11 protein-coding genes and 1 tRNA gene are annotated in these 13,865 nt (G+C 54.5%); 7 read left to right on the plus strand and 5 right to left on the minus strand.

The genetic code is table 11. The features are described from left to right. Positions 1 to 23: 23 nt before the first annotated feature. Both AC2FFF_RS09925 and AC2FFF_RS09930 read left to right on the plus strand, forming a co-directional pair. Complete coding sequence (locus AC2FFF_RS09925) at positions 24 to 671, plus strand: GNAT family N-acetyltransferase (RefSeq protein ID WP_246097210.1); 648 nt, start codon at positions 24 to 26, stop codon at positions 669 to 671. An 85-nt stretch (positions 672 to 756) separates the two neighbouring features. Further along, on the plus strand, positions 757 to 2,526 hold the full coding sequence (locus AC2FFF_RS09930; protein ID WP_281286267.1) for an adenylate/guanylate cyclase domain-containing protein: 1,770 nt from the start codon (positions 757 to 759) through the stop codon (positions 2,524 to 2,526). A 52-nt stretch (positions 2,527 to 2,578) separates the two neighbouring features. Here the strand turns inward: AC2FFF_RS09930 and AC2FFF_RS09935 are convergent, their stop codons facing one another. The 5 genes from AC2FFF_RS09935 to AC2FFF_RS09955 form a co-directional block, all read right to left on the minus strand. Beyond that, positions 2,579 to 3,184 carry a pentapeptide repeat-containing protein gene (locus AC2FFF_RS09935; RefSeq protein ID WP_246097208.1) on the minus strand — a complete coding sequence of 202 codons (606 nt, stop codon included), beginning with the start codon at positions 3,182 to 3,184 and terminating at the stop codon, positions 2,579 to 2,581. A gap of 113 nt (positions 3,185 to 3,297) precedes the next feature. Then, positions 3,298 to 4,593 carry a gluzincin family metallopeptidase gene (locus AC2FFF_RS09940; RefSeq protein WP_281972927.1) on the minus strand — a complete coding sequence of 432 codons (1,296 nt, stop codon included), beginning with the start codon at positions 4,591 to 4,593 and terminating at the stop codon, positions 3,298 to 3,300. Between the two features lie 44 nt (positions 4,594 to 4,637). Then, complete coding sequence (locus AC2FFF_RS09945) at positions 4,638 to 5,960, minus strand: TfuA-like protein (protein ID WP_281972928.1); 1,323 nt, start codon at positions 5,958 to 5,960, stop codon at positions 4,638 to 4,640. Further along, positions 5,957 to 7,162, minus strand: a complete 1,206-nt coding sequence (locus tag AC2FFF_RS09950) for a YcaO-like family protein (protein WP_281972929.1) — start codon at positions 7,160 to 7,162, stop codon at positions 5,957 to 5,959. Before AC2FFF_RS09950 ends, AC2FFF_RS09945 begins: the two co-directional genes overlap by 4 nt. Before the next feature lie 404 nt (positions 7,163 to 7,566). Continuing rightward, positions 7,567 to 7,651, minus strand: a tRNA-Leu gene (locus AC2FFF_RS09955). A 664-nt stretch (positions 7,652 to 8,315) separates the two neighbouring features. Here AC2FFF_RS09955 and AC2FFF_RS09960 point away from each other — a divergent pair. From AC2FFF_RS09960 to AC2FFF_RS09980, 5 genes are all read left to right on the plus strand, one after another. Continuing rightward, positions 8,316 to 8,798, plus strand: a complete 483-nt coding sequence (locus AC2FFF_RS09960) for a hypothetical protein (RefSeq protein WP_246097206.1) — start codon at positions 8,316 to 8,318, stop codon at positions 8,796 to 8,798. A 2-nt stretch (positions 8,799 to 8,800) separates the two neighbouring features. After that, a complete protein-coding gene (locus AC2FFF_RS09965) occupies positions 8,801 to 10,813 on the plus strand; it encodes a dynamin family protein (RefSeq protein WP_142636261.1) in 2,013 nt (670 codons plus the stop codon). Positions 10,814 to 10,911: 98 nt separating this feature from the next. Beyond that, positions 10,912 to 12,537 carry a dynamin family protein gene (locus tag AC2FFF_RS09970; protein ID WP_496882926.1) on the plus strand — a complete coding sequence of 542 codons (1,626 nt, stop codon included), beginning with the start codon at positions 10,912 to 10,914 and terminating at the stop codon, positions 12,535 to 12,537. Positions 12,538 to 12,567: 30 nt separating this feature from the next. Continuing rightward, complete coding sequence (locus AC2FFF_RS09975) at positions 12,568 to 12,969, plus strand: hypothetical protein (RefSeq protein ID WP_142636257.1); 402 nt, start codon at positions 12,568 to 12,570, stop codon at positions 12,967 to 12,969. A 22-nt stretch (positions 12,970 to 12,991) separates the two neighbouring features. Then, on the plus strand, positions 12,992 to 13,864 hold the full coding sequence (locus tag AC2FFF_RS09980; protein WP_142636255.1) for a hypothetical protein: 873 nt from the start codon (positions 12,992 to 12,994) through the stop codon (positions 13,862 to 13,864). Position 13,865 lies beyond the last annotated feature (1 nt).

Consider the following 13,865-nt stretch of genomic DNA (forward strand, 5'->3'; position numbering starts at 1 on the left):
GTTTATTAAAGGTTGAAATTCCGGTGAAAAAAAAGCCCAGCAACAAGACCTATGTCCTGCGTCCCCTGGAAAAATCCGATCTTGAGACAATTCTGCCCTGGTTTCAAAATGTAGAGGATTTAGCCAAATTCGAACGCGTGTCCCGCATTCCTCTTAATCTTGCACAGACAGAGGAAAGCTGGAGCGACATGTTCACCGGCTCAGCCATCGGCCGCAGGTGTTGGTTCGTTGTTGAGAATTCGGCGGGAAAACTGGTCGGCATGAGCGGCCTCGAGGGGATATCGCCGATCAATCGCGATGCTGTCGTTGCGATGTTCGTCGATCATTCGGTGCGCCGCCATGGAGTTGGTATCAGGGCGACGGCTTTGGTCGCCGATTTCGCCTTTCGGCAACTGGGGCTGAACCGGCTGACTTCATATTATAGGGCGGATAATGTCAGCAGCAGAGACCTGGTTGCCAGACTGGGGTGCCAGATCGAGGGGTCGATGCGTCAGGCCTGGTTTGCAGATGGTCAATTTCACGATATGGTTGTGGTCGGGTTGCTGAGCAGCGATTGGTTCGAAAACCGAAATTCACTGGCGAAAGAATTGGGCGGTGAAACCATCGTTAAGCTTGGCAATAATGCCTCGGATTGCTGGTGTTGGCCCCCGCAAGAGACTGGGTCGGACTAAGAGACGTTATTACCAATCATTTCAAATCTTTTTTTGTTATACAAAAGTTAGGGTTCGTTCAGAACTCAGGAATCGAGTACCGCCAGTGAATACAGTTAACCCGAATTCATCAATCACTCAGAAGCTGGGTGCAGTCTTATTTGCAGATGTCGTCGGCTATTCTCGCCTGATGAGTGAGAACGAACTCGACACCTACAACGCTTTGAAGACACTTCTATCGCAGATCGAAGCCGCATGCGCCCGTTATCAGGGGCGTGTGGTCGAAGTGCGCGGTGACGGCATCCTGGCCCTGTTTGAAACAGCGACCAGCGCGGTCGAATTTGGTGTTGAGCTGCACCAAATTTCTGCCCAGCACAACGATTCAGGATCAGATCAACAGCAAATCAAGTTTCGCGTTGGCATCCATCTTGGAGAGATCCTGATAGATGAGCGTGGAATTCATGGCGACAACGTCAACATTGCAGCGCGATTGCAAGAAATTGCGGAACCCGAGCGGGTCTATGTCAGCTCTGCGGTGTATGATCAGGTTTGTAACCGGTTGCGGTATGGGTACGAATTTCTTGGTCCGCAGCATCTGAAGAACATTCTTTCGCCGGTTTCAACCTACTGTGTCCGCAGCGAGGTTGCCGGTGCTACTTTGGCGGGCACTATGCGTCCCGACGCTATTGTCGATCTGTTGGAACGCCCGGACACTCCGTCGGTCGCTGTGCTACCGTTCAGCATCAGCGGCGGGGATGAGTCTGACGGCTGGATTGCCGATGGTCTGACCGACGACATCATTCTGAACCTTTCCAAATTCAGAAACCTTTTCGTCATCGCCCGAAACTCATCATTCTTCTTCAGGGCGCAGTCCATGCCACCGAAGGAAGCCGCAAGAAAGCTGAATGTCCGGTATATCGCCCGTGGCAGTGTGCGTCGCTCTTCCAGTCGAATCCGCATTACTGCGGAACTGGTCGATGCAAACACTGAACGCACGATTTGGGGTGAGCGGTTTGATCGAAACATTGACGATATATTTGATATTCTGGACGAGGTGACTGAATGTATCGTCGCGGCCACGGCCGTAATGATCGAATCCCATGAGCGCCAAGTTATGGTTCAGGCCGTTCCTTCAGATCTGGAGGCATATGGCTCTGTCCTGCAGGGGCAGCAGCACATCTTCAAATACACGCGCAACGACAACCGCAAGGCACAGAATTTCTATCAATCTGCGCTGGAAAGGGACGGCAACTATGCCCGTGCCGCCGCCGCCTTGTCCCGAACGTTGAATCTGGATTGGCGATACTCGTGGACCGAAGATCCAGGCAGTGCATTCGAGCAGGCGCTGTCTTTGGCACAGCGGTCGATCGAATTGGACCCGACAGACGCGCGGGGATTTGGCGAGCTGGGATTTGTCCATCTGTATCGCAAGGAACATAGTGCGGCGCTACAGTCTTACCAACGTGCTTTGGCTCTCAACCCCAATGATGCGGATATGCATTCGGATTTCGCCGATGCGCTTGCACATTCGGGGGAAAATGAGACCGCCATCACGCATCTGCAACAGGCCATGCGTCTGAACCCGTACTTTCCGGATCAGTATCTCTGGCACCTCGGCGGCGCCTATTACAATCTCAGGCGCTATGAAGATGTTATCGAAACCGTCAACAAGATGAACAATCCAACCGAGGGTCAACGGATGCTGGCCGCCAGCCATGCGCAGCTGGGCAACATGGATATGGCACGCATGATTGCTGAAAAGCACCGCGCCGCACACCCGAACTTTTCTTTGTCACGCTGGGCCAAGGTGCTGCCCGACCGTCTGGAAGACGACACGCAGCACTTTGTCGAAGGGCTGAAAAAAGCGGGATTTTAGAACGGAAAAAGGCGCGAGATCCCGCGCCTTCTTTGCTGACTTTGTCCGAAGATCAGTCGCCGCCGCGTACTTTGGCTCCGCTAACCTTGGCGCCACTGACCTTGGCACCGCTGACTTTCGCGCCACTGACCTTGGCACCACTCACTTTGGCACCGCTGACCTTTGCACCGCTGATAGCAGGGCTGTCAAAGCCAAAATAGAGGTCTAGAAGAACCTGTTCGAACTGGCCTGTCATGACATCCATGCGCATGGTCTGATCGGACTTATCATAGCTCCAGAACTTGATACCGTCAGCGACCTGATAGTCCGCCGCCGCAACACCGCCAATCGAAGGATCCGTGGGCGCGCGCGAGGCCTGGTTTGGTGGCTCGCCCTTTTTGGCGACATCTTGACCATCGCCGTGAACCAGGAAAATCACCGGCTCGGGCAGGTCGTAGTAGGTGCCTTCATAGGCAAACCCGTAGATCTTGGCAAATTTGGCTTCGTCATTTCCTGAATTCGCGAGTTGCTCATCAAGATGTTTGTTGTTGCCTTTTCCTCTGCTTTTCTTTTTCGCAGGGTCGTAATCCAAATCGTCGATAACTCTGCCGTAAATCAACACTTCCGAAAAACTGAGCAAGGATTCCGCCATAAACTCATCTCCCAAATATGGGTCCATCACCCGAACCCCCTTCGATTAAATCCCGAGGATGACCGCATCGGTGTCTCCTCAAAAATCACCCCGCCTCTAAATGCCATAAATCTGCCGAAAAAAAAAGAATTTTGCTGTCATCAGTCTGGAACCTGCGTGCGGACGGAGTGTGCGTGACTGTCTTCATCAGGGTCAGGCAGCCGCGGACCGGCAGTTGCCACCCCGATATCACGCATCCGAAAGTTTCCTTCGATGATCCGCCGGAAGGCACCCCCGGTAATTTCCTGATCCACCGCCAGCATGGCCTTTTCGACACCGAAATAGCTGAGCATATCGGCGTCCAACATGCTCCAGGCGTCGGCCAGATAGGTGCCCAGGAAATCGCGCGCCTCAAGAAGTGCTACGCGGAATCCATCGGGGTTTTCGGCATATCGCTTGTCAAAAATACCCTGCATGACCTCGCTGTAATCGGGTGAATCCTCTAGCTGATCGGACAGGTCTTCCTCTGCCTGTGTGATAAGGCCATGAACCAACAGGCGCTCATGATAGATGTCCACCAAAATGTCGAACATTGCACCTGTCAGTGGCTCGGAAAGTGCATGTTCACTGGACCATCCGGCAGCGAATTCCGATAGTGACCGGTTGTTTGCGGCCGTTCTGATCTGTGCATTTTCCGAAAGCTCGGCAAAGCGATTCAGTCGATTGAAGCTGTAGAGATTGCCTTTGGTGTTTTCCAACAGCGCCTCTACCACCGAGCCAAAATGCAAAGATGCCAGAAGCGCCACCATATCGGCGGCGGATTCATGGAACCCGTAATACTCACCCGAGACATCTCCGTCGGTGGGCATGCCCACGACGCTGTAAATGATTGAGTGGCCGATTTCATGTGCGACCACGTCGAAATTCAGGCTGTAGGGGCGATATTCGTCCCCGTGTTCATGGGTGCCCCCGGTTTCAAGGAAACCCCAACCGATATGCGCATTGTCCAGGCTTGGCAGCAGCGACAGTTCGAGCCGGTTAAAATCACGGGCGAAATGCCATGGGATTGGTCGGTCAAAATAGCCCTGCCAGACGTCCATCGTGAAATGCGCCGAGCCAAACAGATGCGCTGCCTCAAAAGCCGGGTCCGACGGGCCAATATGGATAAAGTTACCGAACTCATCAGGCATTGCCGGGGGATGGATATATCCGTTCCAGGGCGGCAGATACATTCCCGGACCATCCGGTCCGGGCACGATGGCCCCATAGGGTGTAGTCTTTCCGACAGGGTTAACCGTGTACATGCGCGGACCCGATGGACCAGGGCCGATACTGCCCTGCGGGGCCGATATTTCGACTAGCTCAAGCTGTGGGTCCTCTTCCAGAAAAGGGGATTGCGGATACAGCAGAAATCGCGTTCCAGGCTCTTCTTCATCAAGGTGATCTGGTAAGTTCACAATACCCCCCTTTCAGGCCACGCCTCGGATCCGCCTTGGGGCGGCTAGTCAACGGTACTATTTAATCCGGCATCCGCGTGACAAAACAAATACTCTGCTTCTATCAAATCAAAAAATGCTTCCCGCCCGGCCAATCCAAGTGAAACTGCATATGATTCAAGATCATCCGGCACTGGTTGGTCAAGCTGTGTTTCAAAATACCACATAACCATAGGTAGGCGCCTGCTTGCGGGACCGCCTCGGGCAGTCAATGATTCAGCTCCCCTTTGTGCCTTGCGATGGGCACGATCCCGCAATTCGGCATAGCTCCCGTCACGGCGCAACTCGCGCAAAAGCGATGTCTCAAGGACCGAAGCCCGAGAGGTAATATGGCCGTGCACCCGAGCGGCATCGGCCAGCATCGCCTCGTATTCCTCGACACTCAGATCATTCTCGTCCAGCCATGCCATCAAAGCGGCGCGGCGCGACAGGCCGGCTTTTTGCCGGTGCGCATCCATTTGTGCCATCAGGGCAGGGCGGTCAGGCTCTTCATCCCGCCGATCAGCCTCTTCCCGCGCCAGCAGAGTCAGCGCGGCCCGTTCACGCAGCCGCGTATACATGTCCGGGTTCAGCCTGACTTCGTCGATAACCGCCTGATCGGCCTTCTGATCGGCATCCACTCGGGCACGCAGCCCTTTCCACATCAGCGTTTCTTCGGTCGGTTGCTGCGTCGCCGGGAAGGGTAGGTCGTTTGCCAGATCTTCGGCCATACGCCCAAGCATCTCAACGGCATCACGCGCTTTTGCATCGACCTTGCCGTTTGGCAGCCAGTCCACAAAACTCTGGATATCAGAAAGCCCGTTCAACGCGTCAATTATGTTAGGCCAACTGCGCTGACGATAGTTCAAGCCTTTGGCAATCCGCAGAACCTCTGCGGCACGTTCAGCGACCAACATGCCTAGATTATGTGCCTCCTCAACCGTTGCTCGGACCGAGACCATGGGTTCGCTCAATGGCAAATAACCCAATTCTGCCGGGCTGTGCAGGACCGCAACTTCGTCGTCATCCTGCAGGGTTTGGCTGTAGAAATCCTCAAAGATTCGACCCACGCCGATCATACCGAAATCAGCCAACTCTGCCGCGCGCAAAGCACCCATGCTGGCACTGCCATAAACGGGGATTCCCTGATCCATCGCCCAAAGAATCTCTTTGTGCCAGACCGACGGGACGCCCTCAAAAAAGCCGTCTATTATCCCGATCGCACGCGGACGATCACGTGCCACGCGATATACGTCCCCCTGCCGGACCGGGGGCAAGATCACAGGGTCCAAGCACTGGGCCACAGCGTCGGCAGTCAACGTCGGGCCCACAAAAATAACGACACTCATCCGTATGTTTCCATTACACGCTGCGCGCGTTCCCCGGCGATATAATCGGGGTCGTCATGAGGCGCTTCAAGCCCAGGTATGACAGCTCGAACAACGGCGATCTCATATTCCGGGCGCGATAGATCGACCGTGATCACCTGCAAAATACCTACAGTTTCGAGGCGGGTAGTCAGCAAGTTCAAATCCTCTTGGAATGATCCGGTGGCATATGTCGGAGTATTCGAGAAATCCTGCGTCGCGTCCGAGCTGTCAATCTGATTGCGAATATAGGCACATCTTTCGGTCTGCGCCTGGTCAGTAAACTCTTCTGGGTCCAGATCATCACGCGCGCCAGAGATATAGGTGAGGCGGGTTTGTGCCGCTTCGGTCAGGGCCCGCAACAAAGCAATGGCGCGATCTGGATGGCAGCCATCACCGATACCGATGTGGCCGTTCTGCCCGTCCGGCTCGCAGATCGTACAGCGGAAACAGGCGATTCCGATGTCCGAGGTGGTGTCCCAGATGCCCAGGGTCAGGCCCGCCGCTTCAATCATGCTTATTGCGTCCTTGCACCTGTCATCATCTATAGTGTCTGGGTGGATCCGTGCTGGCGCGGACTGAAATTGCCACAGTGTGGTGGCATCGCGTTCGATGAGTTCAAAGATCGCATGGCAACTGGCTTCAAACAGGTTGTTGCCGGATGCCAAACCGTTTGTCGTTCTGGGAAAAGCAACCTGCCGACCCATCGGCAAAGACGTATAATCGGTATCGACCATCTCCATTGGAACCCAACGGGCGCAAGCGGAATTCAAATCCCGACCCTCTACCCACAATCTGTTCGCATCAGGATCAAATCGGCCACCAGTCACCCGAGGTAGCTTATCAACATCCACCACCGGCGCATCGCGCGCTATATCGGTAAATCGTGCCAGACGTTGAGGCGCCGCTACCCGTTCCGCGTGCCAGCTTTCGATCGCTTCCATAACCCCCGACGCTTGCGCGGCCGGGACTGACAATCCCTTGCCGAGCGACACCGAAACCGATCGGGAATTCGGGCGCGCAACCATGACCGTGGGCAATCCGATACGATCCAGGCCGGTTAAGTTCGCAATTCGAGTAATGCCCATTTCACGCAAATAGGGCGTTACGATTTCCAATGTTTGGCTGGGGCTTCGCAGGCGATGAGTATCAAGCACATATTGCTTTTCCGATACGTCAGACATGATGCAACCTTGCCAAAAACAAAAGAAATTGGCCACCAGGCGAAAATACATGCCGGTGACCGGATCAGCTCAGGATGGGGGATGATTTCATAGGGGTCAACTCTGCCGCCCATAATTGTCTCAACACGACAATCTACTTGCTGGACGATGATGAGCGCGGGCTGAACCAACTGTGTCCAGCAGCCAGCACCTAAAATCGAATTGCAGCTACGATATTCAAAGGATGTCGCATTATTTTAACATAATCTTCATTCTGCGATATTTACTGCGGGACCGGAAACCCAAAATGTCTCGAAAAGCTGTCAGAAGTGCGCCTTCTTTCGTGCGAAGGTCTCAGGGCAATCGGGAAAGTTGCTCTATTGGGTCAAATTTATAAAATATAATCAATGCAATACAATGAACTATGGTGCGGGTGGAGGGACTTGAACCCCCACGCCTTGCGGCGCCAGAACCTAAATCTGGTGCGTCTACCAATTTCGCCACACCCGCACGACCAGCAGCTGCTGCCGGAATGCCGCTCAATAGCAAAGCTTTTGAACGAGTGCGAGAGGGAAATTGTAGTTTACACGAAGAATATTGATGCCCGTTTCAGAACAAACCCAACCTCTGCTTAGAGGCACCTCACGACCCGAAAACATATGAAAGACCGCACGAGCACATCGACCGGAAAGGCCAATGGGCTTGCAGCTGACCAAGCTTTGCCTGACGCCGCCTAAAACAGAAATCTCGTAGACCAGGCAGACCCAAAATAAGACTATGTGAAACCTAGCGTCCTGTTAAAATTCACCATTGATGAACCTGCCAAATCTAAACACCCTCACGTTGTGCCGTGTTGTTGTTGCCTTTCCCGAAAGCGCACTTTGTTTGGGCGATGGATTCTGTCTCATGACAAGATTTTGCCAAATATGGAGCTGACCGCATGTATGTAAAACTATAATTTAATAAATAGTTACACCCCATTTGGGGGCCAGTTATCAAATTCGGCTCGCTGTGAACTTCAGCTGATATGCTCATATTTTTATACGCTTTTTAGTTTAGTAGTGGGCCCGGGCAAGTCCGCAGCCATACTTGCGCCACAATTCAAACGCCAAAAAATCTTATTCGCGTCAAAATAAGACCGCCTTGCCAGTAGTTGATGGGTGGAAAGGAGTTAATGAGTCTTTTGCCTTCGGGCGTCTTACCAGTTCGTTCGCTCAACTCCAGTACAAGGGTCTTTACCGTGACCAACATGATGAACTCTGCATCTGCCGAGCAAGACGCGATTGGTCTTGCACGCGAAAGTTTTCTTGGTGAACTCAAAACCCTGAATCGCGAACACCCGAATACCGGGTTTGGCATCTCGCTGCGCACGCATTCTGGCGGGCATTATTTGCTTGCCAATTCTCGAATGCCTCTGCCCGAGGTCAAATCCCAGGGTTTCCCAACAGGGCGCAGTGTTGCGTGCCTGGAAAATAGCGACTGCTTCAGCTCGATCGAAGTGCTGGCCGATGCCCGCGCATATGAATCGATCACACCAAGCGCCGAAGCCGCAATTTTGGGCAACGCCCTGAACCTGATCGCCCGGATCGATACGCTGACCAGCGCACCTCACGGGCAGATCGAACCTCATATCGCCGCTACAGGAACCGGAGGCTAACCATGGCGCGTAACGATCATCTTTTGTCTGTTGGAAACGAAGCGCTGACCCCAATGACTTCGGCCATGTCGGCATTGACGACACAGATTGACCAACTGACAGAGGTGGCGGACGCGCGCTCCTCGGCACGTCTTGCGACGCTCAAGACACGCATGGAGAATTTCACTGCCAGCGTCACGCTGGTCGGTCAGGTCAAGGCGGGAAAATCTTCGCTTGTGAACATTCTGTCCGCACGCCCTGCCCTGCTGCCTTCGGATGTGAACCCCTGGACCTCTGTGGTTACCACGCTGAACATCAACACCAGAACCCAGGGTGATACAAAATCCCGGTTCACTTTCTTCGAACAAGAGGAATGGGACAATCTGATGGTTGGCGGCGGCCGGCTGGGAGAGCTGGCCAATCGGGCCGGCGCCGACGATGAAATGGACGATATCCGCCGTCAGATCGGCGAAATGAAAGCTAAGTCCGAGGAACGACTGGGTAAGCATTTCGACTTGATTCTGGGGCAAAGCCATCAATACGACTATTTCGATGAGGAACTGATCCAAAGGTATGTGTGTCTGGGTGATGAAGACGACCCGGACATCAACCCCAAGACCGGTCGTTTTGCGGATGTGACAAAGTCGGCTGAGCTGTACATGGACATCCCCCAGTACCCAATTTCCCTCAAGCTGTGCGACACACCGGGTGTAAACGATACGTTTATGGTGCGTGAACAGATCACCCTGCGCAGCCTGCGCGGGTCCGAAGTCTGCATTGTGGTTCTGGCAGCCAGTCAGGCTCTGACCACAATGGACATGGCGCTGATGCGGATCATCGCTCAGTTCGAAAATCGTCAGATTATCCTGTTCGTTAACCGAATTGACGAACTTGCAGATCCGGTCACCCAGGTTCCTGAGATTCGGGATCGGATTCTGGACACGCTGAAACAGAACAATATCGACACCAAGGCAAGTGTCGTGTTCGGCAGCGCTCTGTGGGCCGAGGCCGCGATAACTGGCAATCCCGATATTCTGTCTGAGGAATCCCGGAAAGCCCTTAACACGTTCTATCTGGCGGCCGGGTTTGGCGATCAGGCCCCGTCACTGGACAAGATTTGGGCGTTGTCCGGTTTGCCCGACCTATTGCTGGCGATGAATGAACGCATTGCCGAAGGCGCAGGAACTCGACTTCTGGACCGTGTACGCCACCGGGCGCGCAACATCGCCAGTCAGATCCGGGCGACCGCCGTGGCCAAAAAACTATCCGACAGCGAAGGGATTGTGCGAGAGCTGAACGGGGTAGCACCCGAAGACGCCGTGGCCGAGGTCAACGCAGAATATGAAAAGAAGGCCGCTGAGCTTACTGCTTCCTTGCGCGCGAAAGTGCTTGAGCGTCTGAACTCGGCCGAAGCCAACTTTGTCAAACGTGCCACCGATTCTCTGATCGCGCATCTTGAGCAAAATGGCGAGCAAGGAACGTGGCAGTACGATCCTGCCGGGCTGCGGACCTTGCAAAAAGCGGCCTATTTTAGCTTTGCCCGGTCGATGCGCAAAGAAGTTGGTGCGTTGTATTCAGCGGCAGCCGCTGACATCGAAGCGTTGTATCAAAGCCTGCTGGGCAACCATCTGGGAGAGTTCAGCATCGAGGCACCAATCGTCCCGCGGGTACCACCTCCACTGGGTATCGGACGCACGATTGCCCTGGACTTGCAAAGCACATGGTGGCGCCGCTGGTGGCAACGCCGCAATGGTTTCGAGGCCTATGCGGCGGATTATACGCGCCTGATCACATCAGAGGCGAATTCGATCACCAAGGATATCGAAGAAAACCAGATTGCAGCAGTTCTTGAAAATGTCCGCGCCGCCCTTTCCGACTTTATGCGCGAGCAAAAGGAGACTCTGTTGAACATTTCGGCCTCAGCCGAAAAGGACCCCGGTCGCAGTGCAGCGCTGATGGAGGGGCTGGCCCCTCAGAAATCCCGCGACGATATCCTCGGCGATATCCTGAAAGATCTTAGTAACGAGGCAGCATAAGTAGCGATATGGCAAAAGATTCACAAACCCGCTTCGTCTCTTCAAAAGCATGGGACCGCATTGAGAAATGGTCCCGCAGGAAACCTGTTTTCGCACTTATGGGGGAATTCAGCGCCGGCAAATCAACCTTGATGAACTTTCTGCTGCGCTCGGAGGCACTGCCTACACAGGTTACAGCCACACAGCTGCCACCAGTTTGGTTCAGTTGGGGTAGAAGGTCGGCCTATGTACAACGCCCTGACGGAACTCGCGAAAACATCAACCTGGACCAGCTGGAACAAGTCGGGGTGAATGATGCCCAGTTTATTCGCATATTTCTGGAATCCGACATTCTTGAAGCCGTCGACCTGATTGACACTCCGGGTATTTCCGACCCCAAGATTTCTACTGATGTCTGGCGACGGGCTGTCGGTCAGGCAAATGGCGTTATTTGGTGTACGCACGCCACGCAGGCATGGCGCGAAACGGAACGGGCAACCTGGGTTTCCCTGCCCGAACGGTTGCAACATAATTCATTGCTGCTGGTCACACGTGCAGACGTTTTGGATGTCAAGGATCGCCAAAAGGTCCTTCGTCGTGTGAACCGCGAAGCAGGTCACCTGTTCAACCGTTCGATCCTGTTTTCAGCCCGTGATGCCATCATGGCCCGCGACAAAAGTGGGGACGCCGAATTGTGGACCCGCAGTGGCGGTGGCAAGATGGTCGACAGCTTCCTGGAAATCACAGAACTGATCATGGACAGCCGCGCTCATCAGCTGGCGCGTTATCAAATTGACACCAGCTTGTCCGATGCTCCTCAGGTACACCCGCTGCGCCCGCGGCGCAATTTCTCGAATGTACAGGGAACCGCTCCGCTGAAGCTGGTAAACCCGCTGCATGAGGGAACAGAGCCCGAGGTGGTGACACAATTCCCCGTGCGCCCTGCCCGGGTCGAACTGCGCCCTGATGAGGTTGAACGTGCCCCGCGCATTGACCCACAAGAGGCCGAACGTCTGCGCGCCGACATGACCTCGGGCGCCGAGATCGTAAAAGAAGAAAAAGAAGACGAATTGCGGGCGTTCTTCCGGGAGACCACTCCCGAGGACTCGGACGTTGCCGATCTGTCCGTTGCTCCTACCGAGGATGATGAAACAGACCCACAGGCCGTATCCGTCATTGATGAAACTGACATTGTTGAAGTTCAGCCACTTTCTGCGGAAGCCGAAGTTGCTGAAGAAGAAAACCTGTTCAGTGACGAAGACGAAGCTGACACATTCATGGCCTCTTTGGAGGACCAGCTTACAGATGTTCCGGAGCCCGAAGAGACCGCTCAGGCAGAGCCGGAAGAAACCCCGGTCGAACTTTCCGTATCCTCGATCACAGCGTTGATGGCTGAACAATCGGATGATGCCGAGGATGAGTTCGAACCAGAGCCGGAAACCAATGGCCTGATGAACACTCAGGTTGTCGCCATGCCAGAGAGCAGACCGGAAATCGCGGGCTCGTTTGAAGACATTGTAAACGTGTCCGTCGACACCCCGCTTAGCGCGGCGGCGATGTGGCGCGAGGTCACGGATGGCGAAGACATGCCCACCAACCCAGAAGCGTTGAAGAAGGTATTTCAAGCATTTCTTGAGGAGTTTGACCAAATCACGGCCGACCACCATGCGCGAAAATCAGATAACGCGGTAAGGCCCATGGCCAATACCTCTGAAGACACGGGTGTTGAACGACATGTACTTTAGCCGTGAGAAACCTAGGAGACAGGGCAACTGATGTCTATCGAAACAGCATTAAACGATGCGATGGCGACCATACCCGACTGCATAGCAGCCGGGTATGTCGACATGAAGACAGGTATGTTGCTAGGCACCCATGTCACAGACTCGGAAAGTGCCGAAGCCTTGGATACTCTGGCCATTGCGGTGGCCAACCTTTTTCAGGGGCGCGGTGTGATCGCGTTTGAGAATCTGCTGCGTTCGACCGACGCCGACGATACGGAAAATCCTGGGTTTGGCGAAATCGCAGTGTTTTCAAAGGATCGGCTGAATATTTTCCTGCGGACCCCGGACTACCCGGACCATGTGGTCTGCTACATCTGTCGCGACAGTGCCAATGTGGGGCTGGCGCTTACTAAATCGCACATAAGCCTAGGGCCGGTTACGGCCGCTGTATAACGGGACCAGAGGGGGTCACGGCATGATGGATACTGACATACTGGACATGCTCGAAGACATCGGGCGGTTGTCGGTCGCCCGTTTGAATCCGACGGTTACATTAGCTGCTGAGACGACTGAGATTCGTCGTGAAAAGATCCTGCGTACAATTCGCGGAACCATTTTGCCGCGTCGGCTGGAATTTACCGCGGCCAATGGCGATTGTCTGGCAATGGAGGTCAACAGCTCGCGGGTAACTGATGTTTTCCGGGTCCGCTCGGGCATGATACCGGATTTTGAAACTACTCCGCGTGAAGAGCTTGCGACTCGCTTGGCCGAATTGGTGTCCGATATTGCAGCAGCCCCTGCCCCGTTGGAGTTGCTTTCTCTGCAGCCGGACACGGCGCTTGAGGTTGATGATGTCGGTGTGACTTTCAGCGAGATTGCAAAGGCTTGCGGCACTATCGAGCTGCCGCCCGAGACGGTCGTTTCTTTGGTTCCCGACACGCCTGCCCCGCAAGAAACAGATATTCCAGCGTCCGCCGCCGGGGCGACAGCAGGAACCATTGCCAGCGCGTTTTTTGATGGCGCTGAACGGTTCGCATTGGGACGCGCCGAAGTTTCCGTGGACGGTGCAGCCATCTCGCGGCTCGAAGGAGTATGCGACGTCGGGCAACCCATGCACGCCGATCAGGATCTGCTTCGTCAGTTTGCACAGGATCTTGTTGGGTGGGACGGTGACGCCGCCACCGCGCTGGATCATCCTCAGCTGATTGTAATGCGGCCTTCAGGGGGCAAAGGGGATGCGCTTGCCGTTCTGCATGACGGGTCACAATTTGCGCTGGCCATTCATGAAGCGCGCAAACTGGGAGCCGTCGTAAACCTTTGGAAATCAGTTACGGGATCGGAAAAATGAT

The organism is Ruegeria sp. YTSA226, assembly GCF_059609905.1.

Coding starts and splice junctions, on each gene's coding strand:
- AC2FFF_RS09965 (WP_142636261.1), top strand. CDS start 8,801: ATGGCGCGTAACGATCATCTTTTGTCTGTTGGAAACGAAGCGCTGACC.
- AC2FFF_RS09980 (WP_142636255.1), top strand. CDS start 12,992: ATGATGGATACTGACATACTGGACATGCTCGAAGACATCGGGCGGTTG.
- AC2FFF_RS09950 (WP_281972929.1), bottom strand. CDS start 7,162: ATGTCTGACGTATCGGAAAAGCAATATGTGCTTGATACTCATCGCCTG.
- AC2FFF_RS09935 (WP_246097208.1), bottom strand. CDS start 3,184: ATGGACCCATATTTGGGAGATGAGTTTATGGCGGAATCCTTGCTCAGT.
- AC2FFF_RS09975 (WP_142636257.1), top strand. CDS start 12,568: ATGTCTATCGAAACAGCATTAAACGATGCGATGGCGACCATACCCGAC.
- AC2FFF_RS09945 (WP_281972928.1), bottom strand. CDS start 5,960: ATGAGTGTCGTTATTTTTGTGGGCCCGACGTTGACTGCCGACGCTGTG.
- AC2FFF_RS09970 (WP_496882926.1), top strand. CDS start 10,912: ATGGGGGAATTCAGCGCCGGCAAATCAACCTTGATGAACTTTCTGCTG.
- AC2FFF_RS09960 (WP_246097206.1), top strand. CDS start 8,316: ATGAGTCTTTTGCCTTCGGGCGTCTTACCAGTTCGTTCGCTCAACTCC.